We start from the raw sequence: 17,681 nt of genomic DNA, 5'->3' as shown, positions 1-17,681 counted from the left end.
ACCACCCGCTCAGGGCAGTTCAAACAGCGCCATGCTTTCCACATGGGCTGTATGCGGGAACATATTGACCACGCCTGCCGACACGAGGCGATAGCCCTGTACATTTACCAGCACATTGGCATCGCGCGCCAGTGTGGATGGGCTACAGGAGACATAGACGATACGGCGTGGGCGGTTGTGCTCAGAGAAGGATTTGACCAGCTCCATCGCCCCATCCCGTGGCGGATCGATCAACATCTTGTCGAAATGCCCCAGTCCATCCAGTATCTCCGGCGTCATCTCGAACAGATTGGCCACTCGGAATTCGGTGCGCTCCACCAGATCATTCCTGATGGCATTCTCCCTGGCGCGTTGCGTCAACCCCTCGCTGCCTTCCATCCCCAAGACGGTCGCACCACGCCGCGCGATCGGCAACGTGAAATTACCCAGGCCACAGAACATGTCAGCGATGCGCTCGCCAGGCTGCGGATCGAGCATCTTGATTGCCCGCTCGACCAGCACTCGATTGATCTGATGATTCACCTGGGTGAATTCCGTCGGGCGGAACGGCATGGTGATGCCGAACTCGGGCAGGGTGTAGGTCAGCGCCGGCGCATCCAGCGGATAGAATGGATAAGCTGTCTCCGGGCCCTTGGGCTGCAGCCAGAACTGCACCCGCCATTGATCGGCATAATCACGTAGCTTTTGCTCATCGGCAGCGGTCAGCGGTTCCATGATCCGCAAGACCATCACGTCCACATCCTGACCAATGGCAAGCTCCACTTGTGGCATGCGGTCATTGATCGACAGGCTGCCGATCAGCGCACGCAACGGCACCAGCTGATCGGAAATGCGCTTGGGCAGAATCTGACAGCTGGTCATGTCAGCGATGAAGCTGGAGCACTTTTCATGAAAGCCCACCAGCATGCCACCCTTTTTGGCCACCATGCGGGCCGACAGCCGGGCACGGTAGCGATAACCCCAGCTCGGGCCGTAGATGGCAGGCAGCAGACGTTCGGCTTTCACCTTACCGATATGCCAGAGGTTGTCCTCCAGCACCCGCTGCTTGGCGGCCACCTGTGCTCCAGCATCCATATGCTGCATGGAACAGCCGCCACAGACGCCAAAATGCGGGCACTTGGGCTTCACGCGCATGAAGCTCTCCTGATGCACGTCGAGCGTCTGCGCGTTTTCGAAATTGGGTTTCTTGCGATAGGACTGATATGTGACCGTCTCAAACGGCAATGCGCCGTCGATGAAAATGGTCTTGCCGTCTACATGGGCAATGCCGTGACCTTCGTGGTCAAGCGATTCGATTTTTGCTATGGGCATGAAAACAACCGGCTGAATTCGATCAGGAAAACCCAACATTGTAGCGGATAGCGCAAGGGTCTGCAGCCTTAAGCCAAAGCAGCCGCCTAGTGTTCCCCCATAGCCGTTCCAGATCTGGCCTGCTACGGGGGAAAAGCTGACGATCAATAAGGGCTGGCTGTCGGGCGTACCACAATTTCACTGACATCCACGTCATAGGGTTGATCAATGGCAAAGGCGATCGCCTTGGCAATCGCTTCTGGTTTGATGGCAATCTTACGGAAATCTTCCATGTACTGCCGGGTGGGCTCATCCGAAATGGAGAGGGCAAGCTCCGACTCAACAACACCAGGGCTGACAATCGTTACCCGGATGCAAGTTGTCTCCTGCCGCAATCCTTCCGAAATCGCCTGGACCGCAAATTTGCTTGCACAATAGACTGCTGCAGCTGGAAAGACCACCCGACCGCCAATTGAGGAGAGATTGATGACATGGCCTCGCCCGCGCGCTGTCCAGCCAGGCAGCACTGCTGCAATGCCATGCAACACACCGCGAATATTCACATTGATCGTCTGTTCCCACTCCGCCACTTTGAGCGCGCTCAACTTGGAGAGCGGCATGATGCCTGCGTTGTTGATCATGACATCAACCGGGCCATTGCCCTTTACGGTCGAAACAGTGGCAAGTGACGAGAAACCGATGTTAGGACTGATTCTACGAATTGACCATTTGATGACCGCCGAACTGGCCATGGAGCTTGATGAAATATCCCCACTGCCTCAGAACAAGCCCAAGCCCCTTTACTCGACACGGCTGGATGACAAGCTTGAGGACTGCACCCTACGCTTGCTGGAAGCGCTCACCACCTATCAGGAGACCAGGCTGCTGGGGCCATCGATTTTGCGTGAGCTGGTGTATCGGGTATTGACCGGTGAACAAGGTGGCAGTCTACGCGCAGCCCTGTCGCAGGGCGGGCATTTCAATCGAATTGCCAAAGCGCTTCGGCAGATTCATGCGCAATACGAGCAGACACTGAACGTCGCCGCGCTTGCTGAAGCCGCCAACATGAGCGTGCCGGCTTTTCATGCGCACTTCAAAGCCGTGACATCGACCTCTCCGATTCAATATATCAAGGCCATCCGTCTGCATCAGGCCAGGCTGATGATGATACGTAACGGCACTACTGCCGCCGCCGCATCCGTGAAGGTCGGCTATGAGAGCGCCTCGCAATTCAGTCGGGAATTCAAGCGGCTGTTTGGCAGAAGCCCGACTGAAGAAGTGCAGACGTCCTGTCGCTGACACAACCTACTTGGAGCCCACCCGCCAAGCCACGGCCCGTTTTTCAATGACTGTATCCCCAGCTCACAGAATCCATCATGAGCGGTGGCACTACAGCCTTTCCGGGTAGCAATGCCGTGTTCTGCCTTACTTTTTGACCCACTCACCACCGGGCTTTTGCACGAACCACCCACCTTGGGCCTTGTCGATCCAACGTTGCGCAAAGGTGGAACGGATCTCGGCTTCCCATTCTGGATGGTTGTTGGCGCGCGCAATTTCTTTATACAGCTGGCCACGGTCACGGTTTTCCTCTGATACCAGCTGATTCGCCTGGGCGCGTTGGGGCAAAGGCACGGCATTGGCATCTCGCAGGGCAACCAGGCCATCCTTGGTCAAACCCACGGCGCCGCTGGCATACAAGGGGGCCAGCGCCCCATGGCGGGATTGCATGCTGCCTTTGATCTGTGAAATGGCCGGGGTATTGACCTCCAGATCGGCAGCCGCCCACACTTGCCCGACCAGTGCGGCACCAATCAACATGCCAGTGACGGTTTTCATCCAGTTCATCTTGGGCTCCTATTGGGCAGAAGGTTGGGCTGCAGGCTTTTGTTCATCGTTTGATTTGGGGTGTTGGCCTTCCTGCCATACCTCATCGATGATCTTGTCCGCAGCTTTCTCAGCCGCAGCTGCCGGAAAGTAGATATTGATGGTCACGCAGGCCGTCATGGCCAGCGTGCAGGCCATGGCCAGTGGCCATTGCCACATTTGTTTTCTGATATTCATCTTGGCTCCTATTGGACAACAGGCTTCAGGTTGTCCCGGGTGATGCGCTTGAGTCGCTCGATCAGCTCATCCCAATCGACTTGACGATTGTAGCCCATCACCGTGATGGCAGGCACGCCCCCGCCCTTGACAATCACATAGCCACCTGGCGCGGGCTCGACGCCCGTCATGGTACAGACACCATTGTGCAAGCGACAACTTAACCCCAGCTGACTGTAGCGGAAGTTCTCGAAGATGCGCAGTACGCTTTTCTGCAGTGCCACCGCCGCCCCACCCCCGCCCAGCGCGGAGATGTTCTGCACTGCGCGTTGGCTGATCCGTCTGGGATAGCTGCCCGCGCTGGACATCAGCTTGGCGTCGAACCGCAACGGCTGCCAGTTTGACAATTCCAGCCCCTGCACCGAGGCATCCACTTTGCCGGCGATGCTGCCAAAGGAAAATGTCTCGGTCAGCATGCCCAGATCCAGCTCGTGCGCGGTCAGATCCGCCGTCAGCGAGGGCACGCCCAGGGGGTTGATCAGCTTCAGCTTGGCCAGCTCGATGGTGCCGTCGAAGACTTTCATCTGTAGCGTGCCATCCATCGACAATATCTGATCGTGAAAACTGACCCGGGGCACTTTGCCTGACAAGGTGCCTTTCATGCTGGGCCAGCCCATGGCGGTGGAGAATCTTGGCATCGAAATCGGCGCCAATGCGCCACTGAATGCCCACTGCCAATTACCAGCCACCTTGGCGGCATGGAAATCCTGCAGATCCAGCCGACCGTCCAGAATGGGCAGGCTGGCCTGTTTGACTTCGACATCCCAGCCATTGAGCCGTAACGGCACCCGCGTTGCGCCGATATCGACCTTCAGCAAATGCCCACCATCGAACGACAGCTCAGCCAACGTCGGCTGGTCCACGCGCCAGGGCAACGTCAGCCCGACCTGCTTCAAGGCGAAACGCTGCTGGTTATCGATCAGATCGGCTTTCCGTAAGGCGATATCCAACGACTGCAAGGCGCCGTCACGCATGCTCAGGTCGATGTCACCCTCGCCAGTCACCTCGAGATCAGCCGCTGCAGTGCCCGCCAGCCAAGGTTTCAGCAGGACGCCATAGGCCTGTGCCAGCGACAGCGATTGTCCGGTCAGGCTCAAGCGCTCAACCCCCTGCGCAGTTGACCAGGCCAAGCTCAATGAGGCACGGCCAATGTCCGCCATGTTCAGCTTGGCCTGATCCACCGACAGCCCGGCAGGTGACCAGACCCCCTGCGCAATGAGCTGATGCCCGCCACGCGGGAAATACATCGGGTTCCAGAACACCTCGCCCTGCTGCCAATCCAGCTGGCCTTGCCACTGCCATTGCTCACCGGCGCGCTGCGCCACCCAGCTCAGCTGTCCAGCCAGCTTGTCCCCGGCGTGCAGGCCCGTTTGATCAGCAAATACCAATTGCTGGATGGCCAGCTGCCCACTCACCGCAGTCACCGCCTGTTGATCCAGACGAATCTGGACCTGGCCGGAGGCACGCCCATTGGTGATCATCGGGCCATCATGGGGCAGCAGTGGCGACAGCCTGGATAGATCAGCCTGCTGCAGTTGGATATCGATCTTGGGGGATCGTCCGGACAGCTGCCCCTCTACCCGCCAATACTCGCCTGGCGGCTGCAGCTCCAGCTTGAAGCGTTTGGCCTGCGGCCAGTAATCCAGCGCGACGGGCACCGGCTTGGGCAATAACAGCTGCCCTTTTTCACACCGCAGGCGCTGTTTCGTCATTTGCAGATCCGGACAGTGATAGCGTACGTTCTGATGTTGATGGCCCTGCCAATGGAGATCGCCAATCCGGGCATCCAGCACTACTTTGTCCTGCATCGTCAATGTCGCGGTCACATCACTCATCCCAACCGCTGGGTGGCTCAAGCCCTTGATATCCATCGACAGCGTAGCCGCCTGCGCTGTGACCGCCATGCTCAGCAGCCATGCCAACCCTACCCGCTGTAACAGGCTGATACGAAATATAAAGAAGTATGGAAACATCAATAACCGGAAATCGTCTAACAGTCACTATTGAGTATGGCAGCCTACGCTGGTTCACATCGGCACCATTTCGGCAGGCCGGTCTACACTGAAAATGGAACATGCAACATGCCTATCCATGCATGTTGCGGCGCACGAAAGCCAAGGCTGGAAAACTTCGATACAATGCGCCCGCGCGGCAACCGTACCACGGTTTCACGCCTATTATAAGGACTGGCTTACCCGGCCAGGCTGGAGCGCTGAGTGACGGGCGGTTTGCGTTTGCCTGTCTCCGGTTTGATTGCCTATGTCGGCCACATGGGTGAGACACCTGGCTTGGCCTCCGTAAGCGGCATTCCACAAGAAGGAAGGAGAATTCGATGACCGCCAATGGTATTACATTGGAGGACAAATACCGCCTGGAGTCTGGGCGGGTGTTTCTCAATGGCACACAGGCGCTGGTTCGCCTGCCCATGTTACAACACCAGCGCGATATCGCCGCTGGCCTCAATACCGCAGGTTTCATCTCTGGCTACCGGGGCTCTCCTCTAGGTGGCATCGACCAGGAACTCTGGCGCGCCCGACAATACCTCGAACAACACACTATCAAATTCCAACCCGGTCTGAATGAAGACTTGGCCGCAACGGCGGTCTGGGGTAGCCAACAAGTCGGCTTGTTCTCTGGCGCCAAATATGATGGCGTCTTCTCCATGTGGTATGGCAAAGGGCCGGGTGTCGATCGCTCGGGTGACGTGCTGCGCCATGGCAATGCAGCGGGCAGCAGCAAGCATGGCGGGGTACTGCTGATCGCGGGGGACGATCATGCGGCGAAATCCTCCACCCTACCCCACCAGACCGATCACGTCTTCGATGCTTTCATGATTCCGGTACTCAACCCAGCCGGGGTACAGGAATTCCTGGATTTTGGCATCCATGGCTGGGCCATGAGCCGTTATTCAGGCTGTTGGGTGGCGCTGAAAGCCATTTCCGATACAGTGGAAAGCTCGGCCATCGTCGAAGTTGACCCGAACCGGGTGCAGGTGAAGTTGCCAGAAGACTTCCATATGCCGCCGGAAGGGTTGAACATCCGCTGGCCCGACCCCCCCCTGGTGGTGGAGGAGCGGCTGCTACATCACAAACTATATGCGGTGCTGGCTTATGTCCGCGCCAACAAGCTCAACCGCATCGTCATCGACAGCCCCAAGCCCAGGCTCGGCATCATTACTTCAGGCAAGAGTTACCTGGATGTGATGCAAGCGCTGGATGATCTAGGTATCGATGAGCGGATGGCAGCTGAAATCGGCCTGCGGGTATTCAAGGTGGGCCTGACCTGGCCATTGGAAAGCGAAGGGGTACATGACTTCGCCAAGGGGCTGGACGAGATTCTGGTGATCGAGGAAAAGCGCCAGGTCATTGAATACCAGCTCAAAGAGCAACTCTATAACTGGAGCGAGGATGTCAGGCCGCGTGTCATCGGCAAATTCGATGAAAAAGGCGAATGGGTCCTGCCTGAAGGCAACTGGCTGCTACCCGCCTGTGGCGAGCTGACCCCGGCCATGATCGCCCGGGTCATTGCTTCCCGCATCGCCCGCTTCCACACCAGCGAAATCATCGAAACACGCTTGGCGTTTTTTGCCGAAAAAGAGCAGGCGCTGAAGCAACCCCGCGAGATCATCGCCCGTCAACCGTATTTCTGCTCTGGCTGCCCACACAACACCAGCACCAAGCTGCCCGACGGCAGCGTGGCTCTGGCTGGCATCGGTTGCCATTACATGGCCATGTGGGTCACCCCTGGCACCAAAATGTTCACCCAAATGGGTGGCGAAGGCGTCACCTGGGTCGGCATCCAGCCTTTCACCGAGACCAAGCATGTCTTCGCCAACCTGGGGGATGGCACGTATTTCCACTCAGGCATCCTGGCGATCCGTGCGTCCATTTCGGCCAATATCAATATCACCTACAAGATTCTGTATAACGATGCGGTAGCGATGACAGGCGGCCAACCCGTCGATGGCACACTGACCGTGCCCATGCTGACCCGCCAGCTGGAAGCAGAAGGCGTCAAGAAGATCGTCATCACCACCGATGACCCGGCCAAATACGAAGGTGTCACTGGTTTGGCGAATGGCATCACCATCCACCATCGCGACGAGCTCGACAACATCCAGAAAATGCTGCGCGAGATTCCAGGGGTGACCATTCTGATCCATGACCAGACCTGCGCCGCTGAAAAGCGACGGCGCCGCAAACGCGGCAAGATGGTTGACCCCGCCAAACGGGTAATGATCAACGAGCGGGTCTGCGAGGGCTGCGGTGATTGCTCCAAACAATCCAATTGCTTGTCGGTGCTGCCGGTCGAGACGGAATTTGGCCGTAAGCGCAAGATCGATCAATCCAGCTGCAACAAGGATTTCTCCTGCATCAAGGGTTATTGCCCAAGCTTCGTCACTGTCGAGGGCCCGGCCAAGCTGAGAAAGAGCGTACAAGGCACCGCCGCCTTCGGCAGCTTGCCCCCCCTGCCCCAGCCCACATTGCCGGACATCAGCCATCCGTATGGCATTCTGGTGACCGGTGTGGGCGGCACTGGGGTGGTCACCATAGGTGGCGTGCTTGGCATGGCTGCAAGGCTGGATGAAATCGGGGCCACGGTGCTCGACCAGACCGGTCTGGCCCAAAAAGGCGGCTCGGTCACCACTCACCTGCGCTTTGCCGACCGGCAGAGCAAGCTGCACGCGGTGCGGATTGCTGCTGGTGATGCCAATGCGATTCTCGGTTGCGACCTGGTCGTGGCCGCCAACAACGATTGCCTATCGAAGATGCGCAAAGGCTTCACCCATGCTGTGGTGAATACTTACGAATCGCCCACCGGTGATATCACCAAAAATCCAGACATGAAGTTCCCGGCAGCATCGATGGAAAAGACCATTCTGGAATCGGTCGGTGATGACCGCTTCGACATGGTCAATGCCACGCAACTGGCCACCGCACTGATGGGGGATTCGATTGCCACCAATATGTTCATGTTGGGCTATGCCTGGCAGAAAGGGTTGATCCCAGTCAGCGAGGCGGCCATTCTGCGGGCCATTGAGCTGAATGGCGCAGCGGTTGACATGAACAGACAAGCCTTCGTCTGGGGCCGCCACGCTGCCCATGATGCGGCCTTTGTCGAGCGGATCGCCTTCCCTGAGCTGGAGGCCACCATCAAACGCACGCTGGAAACCACGGTGGACGATATCGTGGCCCATCGTGTCAACTACCTGGCTGGGTATCAAGACACTGCCTATGCTGTCCGTTACCAGGCATTGGTCGAGAAAGTGCGGGCGCATGAAAAGCGTATCAATCCATCCTCTGAAGTGCTCACCCGCGCAGTGGCCCGTTACTACGCCAAGTTGCTGGCATACAAAGATGAATACGAAGTGGCGCGGCTGTATACCGATGGTGAATTCCTGAAATCGCTACAGGAGACCTTTGAGGGGGATTACAAGCTGACCTTCCACCTGGGGCCGACCTGGTTGCAGAAAGAGGGTACGCCACGGAAATTCACCTTTGGCCCGTGGATGATGCAGGCATTCAAGCTATTGGCCCGATTCAAACATCTGCGTGGCGGCAGGCTCGATGTATTCGGCTACCAGCACGAGCGCAAGGTCGAGCGGGCGTTGATCAGGGAATACGAAGACACCATCGAGCAACTGTTGACGCAACTGAAACCGGAGAACCTCGCCCTGGCTGGTGAGATCGCTGCGCTGCCAGAGAAGATCCGTGGCTATGGCCACATCAAGCTGGCCAGCATCGAAGCAATCCGCCGGGATCGTGAGCAGAAGCTGCAGGCCTTCCGCGCCGTGCAAAGCGCACCCAACGCAGTAAAAGCCCAGCCGATCCGTATCTGACCCACCCACACCATGCAGACGCCCCCGTCTGCATGGTTTTCGCCTACCGACATCAGCCGATACCTGACCTGCTCTCCGCGCCATCTGGACGGCAGCAACCGCCGTCACACAGCAGTCGTGCGCCCTCCCGCCCATCTCAGGTCTGCCTGACAAACACAATGGTTGCAATACCCAATGTATACCGCCCCGTCGATCAGCACCGTGCCCAGCAGGAAGTGCAGCTACGCCAAGCCATTGAATGAAAATGGGCTATCGACGAAAACCACCAGCAGAATCTAAGATGAAAGTATCGGAACCGACCAGGAGCAGGCCATGAGCAAACGACTCCACTCCCTCTGTCGTGCGTGCATTTTCGTTGCCGGCACCACCTATGCCGCACTGGCCACAGGCGCCCCGCCCCCATGGGCACCTGCCCATGGCCACCGGGCCAAACAGCATCAATATGTCTATTACCCGGAACGGCAGGTGTATTACGAAGCGGAAAGGCAATTGTGGTTCTGGCTGGATGGCGGGAGCTGGCAGATTGGTGCCAAATTACCGCTGAGCCTGGGCGTTCGTACCAACGAGGGTGTCAAAGTGGTACTGGAAACCGAGAAGCCTTACGAAGCCCACGACTATGTCGTCAAGCACTATGGCAAAGGTCGCCACAAAGGCAAGGACAAACACGGTCGGGATTGACCTGCCCCCCCAACAGCGGATCAGCCAGACCAAACTCCGCAGGCACGATTCCGTCGCTCGGCCCGCTTGTGGATAGAAGCTGAAAGCAGCGTCTGTCATTCAGTGATCCACCCCAGCGGCTTGCCCAATGGTGCAAACCTGATAGCCAACTGACATGGATCACGAAATCGTGTTGGGACAATTAAGGCTTGGCGCCGTCCACCGGCTCCGCATCTGACGACGCCGCATCGATTGCCGCAGACGTCACCTTGGCCGCGCCTTTGACGGTGCCGACTGCAACATCGGTCGCCACACCGGCAGCCGCCACGCCCACGCTGACCGTTGCACTGGCGACCGAGCCCGCAACGCTCAGTACCGTACAGCCACTCAGCCCAGCCATGAGCAAACACGCCATCAAACCATTCTTCATCATATCCTCTTCACCTTGGGCCTGTTCGGCCACTCAAACTGACACTGTTACAATGTATCCGATCAACGATCCGCCGCACACCGAGCCGCCACGGGAGCAATACCGGCGGGCGCTCGGCCACGGCGCCAGTGTAGAGGATTCCTGAGGGTGTTGATACAGGAAGACGGCCACTGGCCACGAAGGCTGTACAGACGGTGCAACGCCCCCTGGACGACATCGCCCCTGCGTGGGCGACGGCACCAAGCGGCCATATCGACACACCAGCGCGGGACATGAATCAATCCGCACATCTCGCCTTGTGGCGGGCTCGCTTTTGCAGCAAAATTGCGGGCTGCCTGAAAACCCACCCATTCCCGGATTGAAATGAAACAACTCGCTTTGAAAATCGATGTCGATACCTACCATGGCACCCTGATTGGCGTACCCGCCCTGGTTGAGGTACTGCAACGATTTGGAGCCCATGCCACCTTTCTGTTCAGTCTGGGGCCGGATCACACTGGCCGGGCCATCAAGCGGGTCTTCCGGCCTGGGTTCATGAAAAAAGTCTCGCGTACATCGGTAGTCGAGCATTACGGCATCAAGACCTTGCTGTATGGCACCTTGCTACCCGGCCCGGATATTGGCAAGCACGCAGGCAATATCATGCGACAGGTGCGGGACGCTGGATTCGAGGTGGGGATTCACACCTATGACCACATCGCCTGGCAGGACTATGTGGCACATAAGGATGCAGACTGGACCCAAAAACAGATGCGGTTGGCCTGCGAAAGCTTCGAACAGGTTTTTGGTGAACCAGCCCGCACCCATGGTGCGGCTGGCTGGCAGATGAATCGCCACGCCTATCGCTTTGAGCAGGCCCGGCATTACCCTTACTGCTCGGATACACGCGGCACCCACCCATTCATTCCTGTCTACGAGGGTGAGATCATCGCCTGCCCGCAGCTTCCTACCACCTTGCCCACCTTGGACGAGCTGATCGGCGTAGGCGATCTGACCACCGACAATGTCGCTCAGCACCTCCTGCAGCTCACCGAGGCCGAACCAGCCCAAGGCCATGTCTACACCTTGCATGCCGAGCTGGAAGGCCGCAAGCTGCTGCCGGTGTTCGAGGCCCTGCTGACCGGATGGCAGGCCCAGGGTTATCAGTTGGTTTCAACCTTGCAGCTGTTCGAATCACTGGATCTGTCCACCCTGCCCTATCACAAAGTGCTGATGGGGGAAATCGAGGGACGCTCCGGCACCTTGGCTTTACAAGGCCCAGCGTTTTTGGCTTGAGCAGTACGAGCGGTCGGCCACTGACATCGACTTGTCACTTGCCATTCGCGCTGATTTGCACAACAATGCAATCAAGCCAGTTGTGTTTGGGCTTTACCCTGACCACATCATCTTGCGTTTTTGCCATTCCATCTCTAAATCTGCCAAGCTGTTGATCCAGCGAGAGAAAGACAGGTCTGGATGGTTGCTTTAGACATGGAATGTCCATCCTGTCACAGGCGAAACTGCATGCTCAATCAACTTGTTCCTGATTTTACGCTTCCTGCAACCGGCAATACGCCATTCCAGCTCACTGCCCAGCGCGGCAGACATTTGGTCATCTATTTCTACCCCAAAGACAACACGCCCGGCTGCACCACGGAAGGCAGCGATTTCCGCGACCACTACGCCGAATTCCTGGCAGCGGGTTGTGATGTGGTCGGCGTGTCTCGCGACAGCATCAAGTCGCATGAAAACTTCAAGGCCAAACTGGGCTTCCCGTTTGCCCTGTTGTCAGACCCGGATGAAACAGTCTGCGAGCTGTTCGGCGTCATGAAGATGAAGAATATGTATGGCAAGCAGGTGCGAGGTATCGAGCGCAGCACCTTTGTCATCGACCAAGCCGGTGTACTGCGGCAGGCATGGCGAGGGGTGAAGGTGCCCGGCCATGTCGAAGCGGTGTTGAGTTTCGTCAAAGCCTTGTAATCAAGAGCGGCCACGTGGCCGCTTTTTTTATGGGCAGGGCGCAGGAGCCTGCGCCATTGCCCCCGATGTCCGAGCCAACATGGAGCGCACCTGAAATGTCCGCAGCCAAAAAATCCAAGGGCAAAGCCCAACAGACCAAATTGTTCGTGCTCGACACCAATGTGCTGATGCACGACCCGACCAGCCTGTTCCGCTTCGAAGAGCATGACATCTATCTGCCGATGATGACGCTGGAGGAATTGGACAACAACAAAAAGGGCATGTCAGAAGTCGCCCGCAATGCCCGCCAGGCCAGCCGCTTCCTTGATGAGCTGGTGACCGTGTCGCATGAGACGGCCATCGAAGATGGCATCCCACTGGCCACCCGCAATGAGCATGCTGCCACCGGCCACCTGTTCTTGCAGACCCAGGCCATCAATACCGAGCTACCACTGCGTTTGCCGGTCGGCAAGTCGGACAACCAGATCCTCGGTGTGGTGATGTATCTGCAGCAAGTCTTTCCGAAACGGGAAGTGATTCTGGTGTCGAAAGACATCAATATGCGCATCAAGGCGCGGGCACTGGGATTCGCGGCAGAAGACTATTTCAACGACAAGGTGCTGGAAGACACCGATCTGCTCTACACCGGCATGCTGGAGCTACCGGCTGATTTCTGGGACAAACACGGCAAGGGGATGGAGAGCTGGCAGGAAAGCGGTCGAGCCTTCTATCGAGTCAATGGCCCGCTGTGCAATGCCATGCTGGTAAATCAGTTTGTCTATCAGGAAGGTGGCGAGAAGCCGTTCTACGCCATCGTCAAGCAGCAGACGGCCAAGCAGGCGGTGCTGGAGGTGCTGAAGGATTTCAGCCACCACAAGAACAATGTCTGGGGCATCACGGCACGCAATCGCGAGCAGAATTTTGCACTGAATCTGTTGATGAACCCCGATATCGATTTCATCACCCTGCTCGGGCAGGCGGGCACTGGCAAGACACTGCTGACGCTGGCCGCGAGCCTGGCCCAAACTCTGGAGCATAAGATCTTCAGTGAAATCATCATGACACGAGTCACTGTGCCGGTTGGTGAGGATATCGGCTTTCTGCCCGGCACCGAGGAGGAGAAAATGGCCCCGTGGATGGGGGCGCTGGAAGACAACCTGGATGTGCTCAATCAGAATGATCAGGAAGCAGGCGAATGGGGCCGGGCAGCCACCCGTGACCTGATTCGCAGCCGCATCAAGGTGAAATCACTCAATTTCATGCGGGGGCGCACCTTCATCAACAAGTTCCTGATCATCGACGAAGCGCAGAACCTGACCCCTAAACAGATGAAGACCCTGATCACCCGCGCCGGGCCCGGCACCAAAGTGGTGTGCCTGGGGAATATCGCCCAGATCGACACGCCCTACCTGACCGAAGGCAGCTCTGGCCTGACCTATGTGGTCGATCGTTTCAAAGGCTGGGGACACAGTGGTCATATCACCCTGCAACGGGGCGAGCGCTCACGGCTTGCAGATTATGCTGCAGAAGTCCTATAACGTGTAGAAGCGGCCTGCCAGCGAGGTGGGCCGATCCGACCATCATCACTTTCCAGACGATCTCGTCATTCGAGGGGATATGACCATTCTGGCCGTTTTCAACCAGAAAGGCGGTGTGGGCAAGACCACCACCGCGCTGAACTTGGCCGCTGCCATGGCCCACAATGGCATGGAGCCGCTACTGATCGATCTGGACCCGCAAGCTCATCTGACCGCAAGCTGCGATGTCACCGTCAATTCCGACGAGAGCATTTATGCCTTCTATAAAGACAATCGACCGCTGACCGAATTGGTCAGGCCCTTGCCCAACGGGGTGAATCTGATCCCGTCGCATGTCGAGCTGGCCAAAGTCGATACCTTGTACCGCAAAACCGGTGGTGTGATCATGCGGCTGCGCCATGCGCTCTACGACGAAATGCTGGCCAGCTCCGGGGTGCCGATCATCATCGACTGCTGCCCTTTTTTGGGCATTTTGTCCATCAATGCCATTGCCGCTGCGGACGGCATGCTCATCCCCATCGCTGCCGAATATTTGGCGATGAAAGGTGCCACGCAACTGCAAAACACCCTGGAGGCCATGTCCAGATTGGCTGACAAGCGTATTGCCCGCCGTTTCGTGGTCACCCGCTTTGTGCCCAACCGCCGGCTATCATCACATATCATTGGTGACATGCAGGAACGTTACGGTGAGGAACTATGCAAAACCCGCATCCACGAAAACTCCGCCATCACCGAATCGGCTGGTTATAACCAGGACATTTTCTCCTTCGCCCCGAAAAGCAAAGGGGCAAAGGATTACGGCTTTTTGCTGGATGAGCTGGTCGAGTCAGGCTTCATCCAGCTCCCGCCCAAACCCTGACCTGCCCCGCCACTCGACCAGATCACGCACCCGCTTGGTCTGGTTTTCATGCGCCATGCAACAGGCCCGCCTAGTCATTGCCTCGCACCATGCCAATATCATTGACGTGAACTACCAAGCTATGGCTCACTTTGAAATCGGCATCTCAATACCACAGGCGATCAGCCCGCCCCAGCTGAGGACGGGCAGTCAGCCACCTTGCGTATTCAACTGTGACGGTTGACGTCGACGCACATCCGTCACCTTTCAGAAGGATATCGGAACCATGCGATCTTTTCCGCTCACTCAGCTCACCCTGACCTGCGCCCTGATACTGCTCAGCGCCTGTGGCGACCCGGAGAAAAGCCTGTCCATCACCGCTGCCACACCCTCTTCCGGCGCGACCAGCGTTGACCCAAGCACAACCTTCAGCGTCCAGTTCTCAGAGGACATGGACCCCGCCACCGTCAGCAGCAGCACGGTCAAGTTGACCGGCGCACAGGGCGAGATCCCCGCCACGGTTGTGGTGAATGGCCGTGAGATCCGCCTCACCCCGAATGCGTTACTGGGCCTGGCCGGGCCTTATCAATTGCTACTTGGCGCGGAGCTCCGCAGCACCAAGGGCAAAGGTCTGCCCGGCAAGACCACCATCAGCGTCACCACCCGCGCAGGCCAATGGGAAGCAGTCAGCACCAGCATGACTGGCACGGGCGCGGTCAACAGATTGGTCACGGCGGCAGGCAAGGATGGCAGTGCAGTCGTCGCCAATCTGTTCAAGTCCGGCAACAACACCGTCGGCCTACGCGTCAGCCGCTTCGACCCGGCCAACCGGCAATGGATCAGCAGCGAATTGGACCCTGGCAGCAGCGGTCAGGCAGCCAATGTCGTTGTTAAAGTGCTGGACAACGGCGATGCCTGGGTCTCCTGGAACAGCTCGACCAATCTGCTGACGGGCGGGGGCAGTCAAGCCGCCTACAGCCGTTTCAGCAAGGCCCAGGGCAGCTGGAGCGCCCCTGCAGCCGTCGGACAAGGTGTCAATACATTTGATGCCGATCTGACGCCACTGCCAAAGGGGGGTGCCACCCTGGTTTGGCACTACCAGGGTGCAAGTCTGGCGGATATCTACACCCGCACCATGGACAGCGCTGGCACCCTCAGCAACCCAATCAAGCTGGGCACTGGCGCCGCCCGAAGCAGCTGCGCCACCCAACAGGCCGATGCACAGGGCAATATCACCGCAATTTGGCATGCAGCCGACAACGCCGGCCAAGCAGTAATGGTGTCGCGTTTTGACAGCAGCACCCAGCAATGGAAAGCGGCAGAGTCACTCTACCGCACCAGCGGTGGAATCGATTGCCATGTGCAGCTCAAAGCCGATGGCGCGGGCAATCTGGTCGCCGCATGGATACAGCGCGCCAGCACAAGCGGAACAGGCAATGAAGATTTTGCCCTCTACACCAGCCGCTTTCGCCTCAGCGATGCCCGCTGGGATACCCCTCGGCAGCTCGATTCCGTCAATGCCCTGCGCACCAGTGCTCCGCAGATCTCAATCGACCCGGCGGGCCAAGCAGTACTGAGCTGGATGGTGACCCTGTCCGACAACCTGCTGGGCGTGACCTATAGCATCAAAGCAGCCAATTATCCGCTCGCGAGTGCGCCAGGCCAAACCTTACTGGTCGGCAATGGCACGGCGCAGCAGTTGACCCAGCCCGTCACGCTGCGAGATGCCACGGGCAACCCCACCTTGGCCTGGTCGGTCGATGGCAAGCTCTTGTCGCGGCAGTACAGCAATGGCGTCTGGCAAAGCATCGAAACACCTGCCAGCAACCTGACCCGCGACAGCAATCAGCTGGCCATCGCGGCAGATGATGCAGGCGGTCTGGCAACCTGGCTGGTTTCGGACAATCTGTCCAATATGAGTGTCTTCACCATGCGCCTCAATACCGATGGCCGCTGGGAAAGCCCTATCCAGCTGGCCACCGGCAGTGACACCACAGGCACGACGCTCATCACCACCGCCATGACCAATGGACGTGCCCTCGCCGCCTGGAATCGAGGAACGGCCATCGCCAGCCGCGTCTATCGCTGATATTGACCCTGCCACCAGACCGGCTCGCAGAGGCTTCATCGACACACGTTCAAGGCAGATGCCGACCACTTGCTGGGCTCGGGAACTCAGCGCTCAGCAAGTGGTCTATCCCAACGGTTTGCGGCAAAAAAGCCAGCCCAAGAGCGGGCCAGTACCCCGCTCTGGCCCACTGCATTGGCCAGCCATGGCCGAAATGATCCAATCATCATCGACTCGAAACCGGGCCGTCAGTCTTCAGCTGAATCACGCTTATCAGCATTTCGCTGACAAATAAGTAATTTTACGATAGCGAATGACATTGACTTGAACGAACAAATTCAATTATCATAAAAACAGGTTATGACAAATAAGAGAAAAGTGCCATGAGCGTCACCGTCAGAAGTCTGATCGATTTCGCCAATCATGACCTGGTTTTCGATGACCGGGAAACACGTGAAATATTGGCCTATTTCTGGCCCAGCTATACAAAGACCATCAACAGAATGGCAATGTCCGCCGAGGCCCGCCGCTTTGCGCAACAGGTGCTGGTATGCACGATTGACGCCAACTATGCGCAAGGGCGCATCGAGATGTTCTCGCACTTCCTCAATAGCCGGAAACCCAATATAGGCCTGAAGCGATACGCCAAGAAATTGGCAGATAAGCACAATCGCAATTGGTTCCGCCACGCTTCGCAAAAAGACCTGCAGAACGCAGAAATCTATTCAACCATTCAAGAGCTTGTCATCAAGAAATACAGCAAGATCATCGATGATCTGTTGATCTCTGAGTGGTCAGCCAGCGCTTGATGGAGTCCCCTGGCCCCTGTGACAGCGCGTCAATCGTTGCAGGGGCTTTTTCGCTCATGACAATGAAATCAAATCATCCGCATATCGGATAATCTGAAAACAACTTATCCTTTTTGCTGACTCACATTCAGAACACCAGATACATTAGGCCGAAGCCGCCTCTGTTGATCCTGT

14 protein-coding genes and 1 pseudogene are annotated in these 17,681 nt (G+C 57.6%); 9 read left to right on the top strand and 6 right to left on the bottom strand.

What is annotated here, in order from left to right; genetic code table 11:
- Positions 1-9: 9 nt before the first annotated feature.
- A complete protein-coding gene (rlmD, locus tag HNQ59_RS04795) occupies positions 10-1,311 on the bottom strand; it encodes a 23S rRNA (uracil(1939)-C(5))-methyltransferase RlmD (protein ID WP_184035915.1) in 1,302 nt (433 codons plus the stop codon).
- A 143-nt stretch (positions 1,312-1,454) separates the two neighbouring features.
- A pseudogene (locus HNQ59_RS04790) lies at positions 1,455-1,949 on the bottom strand (SDR family oxidoreductase); the annotation flags it as partial.
- Positions 1,950-1,989: 40 nt separating this feature from the next.
- Between HNQ59_RS04790 and HNQ59_RS04785 the strand changes: the two are divergent.
- The gene (locus HNQ59_RS04785) at positions 1,990-2,589 is read left to right on the top strand and encodes an AraC family transcriptional regulator (RefSeq protein ID WP_246490844.1); all 600 of its coding nucleotides are present in this window, start codon (positions 1,990-1,992) and stop codon (positions 2,587-2,589) included.
- A gap of 126 nt (positions 2,590-2,715) precedes the next feature.
- Here the strand turns inward: HNQ59_RS04785 and HNQ59_RS04780 are convergent, their stop codons facing one another.
- The 3 genes from HNQ59_RS04780 to HNQ59_RS04770 are packed head-to-tail and all read right to left on the bottom strand — an operon-like array spanning position 2,716 to position 5,363.
- Complete coding sequence (locus tag HNQ59_RS04780) at positions 2,716-3,135, bottom strand: YdbL family probable chaperone protein (RefSeq protein ID WP_184035909.1); 420 nt, start codon at positions 3,133-3,135, stop codon at positions 2,716-2,718.
- Positions 3,136-3,144: 9 nt separating this feature from the next.
- Complete coding sequence (locus HNQ59_RS04775; protein ID WP_184035994.1) at positions 3,145-3,333, bottom strand: hypothetical protein; 189 nt, start codon at positions 3,331-3,333, stop codon at positions 3,145-3,147.
- A 26-nt stretch (positions 3,334-3,359) separates the two neighbouring features.
- Positions 3,360-5,363, bottom strand: a complete 2,004-nt coding sequence (locus HNQ59_RS04770; protein WP_184035907.1) for a translocation/assembly module TamB domain-containing protein — start codon at positions 5,361-5,363, stop codon at positions 3,360-3,362.
- Positions 5,364-5,722: 359 nt separating this feature from the next.
- Here HNQ59_RS04770 and HNQ59_RS04765 point away from each other — a divergent pair, with 359 nt between their 5' ends.
- Together HNQ59_RS04765 and HNQ59_RS04760 are read left to right on the top strand one after the other, a co-directional pair.
- Positions 5,723-9,229: an indolepyruvate ferredoxin oxidoreductase family protein gene (locus HNQ59_RS04765; RefSeq protein ID WP_184035905.1), complete on the top strand. Its 3,507-nt coding sequence runs from the start codon at positions 5,723-5,725 to the stop codon at positions 9,227-9,229.
- 312 nt (positions 9,230-9,541) lie between these two features.
- The gene (locus HNQ59_RS04760) at positions 9,542-9,907 is read left to right on the top strand and encodes a hypothetical protein (RefSeq protein WP_184035902.1); all 366 of its coding nucleotides are present in this window, start codon (positions 9,542-9,544) and stop codon (positions 9,905-9,907) included.
- A gap of 181 nt (positions 9,908-10,088) precedes the next feature.
- Here the strand turns inward: HNQ59_RS04760 and HNQ59_RS04755 are convergent, their stop codons facing one another.
- Complete coding sequence (locus HNQ59_RS04755; protein ID WP_184035900.1) at positions 10,089-10,319, bottom strand: hypothetical protein; 231 nt, start codon at positions 10,317-10,319, stop codon at positions 10,089-10,091.
- A gap of 360 nt (positions 10,320-10,679) precedes the next feature.
- Between HNQ59_RS04755 and HNQ59_RS04750 the strand changes: the two genes are divergently transcribed.
- The 6 genes from HNQ59_RS04750 (at position 10,680) to HNQ59_RS04725 (ending at position 17,507) form a co-directional block, all read left to right on the top strand.
- On the top strand, positions 10,680-11,591 hold the full coding sequence (locus tag HNQ59_RS04750; protein ID WP_184035898.1) for a polysaccharide deacetylase family protein: 912 nt from the start codon (positions 10,680-10,682) through the stop codon (positions 11,589-11,591).
- A gap of 228 nt (positions 11,592-11,819) precedes the next feature.
- Entirely contained in the window at positions 11,820-12,275 is a 456-nt protein-coding gene (locus HNQ59_RS04745; RefSeq protein WP_184035896.1) for a peroxiredoxin, read from the top strand.
- Positions 12,276-12,370: 95 nt separating this feature from the next.
- Positions 12,371-13,792 carry a PhoH family protein gene (locus tag HNQ59_RS04740; RefSeq protein ID WP_184035894.1) on the top strand — a complete coding sequence of 474 codons (1,422 nt, stop codon included), beginning with the start codon at positions 12,371-12,373 and terminating at the stop codon, positions 13,790-13,792.
- A 79-nt stretch (positions 13,793-13,871) separates the two neighbouring features.
- Entirely contained in the window at positions 13,872-14,651 is a 780-nt protein-coding gene (locus HNQ59_RS04735) for a ParA family protein (protein WP_184035892.1), read from the top strand.
- Between the two features lie 265 nt (positions 14,652-14,916).
- Positions 14,917-16,719, top strand: coding sequence for an Ig-like domain-containing domain (locus tag HNQ59_RS04730; protein ID WP_184035890.1), 1,803 nt, complete (start codon positions 14,917-14,919; stop codon positions 16,717-16,719).
- 362 nt (positions 16,720-17,081) lie between these two features.
- The gene (locus tag HNQ59_RS04725) at positions 17,082-17,507 is read left to right on the top strand and encodes a hypothetical protein (protein WP_184035888.1); all 426 of its coding nucleotides are present in this window, start codon (positions 17,082-17,084) and stop codon (positions 17,505-17,507) included.
- Positions 17,508-17,681 lie beyond the last annotated feature (174 nt).

Origin of the sequence: Chitinivorax tropicus, assembly GCF_014202905.1 — a bacterium.
GTDB lineage: Bacteria > Pseudomonadota > Gammaproteobacteria > Burkholderiales > SCOH01 > Chitinivorax > Chitinivorax tropicus.
This window is presented reverse-complemented; position numbering and strand designations above follow the sequence as displayed.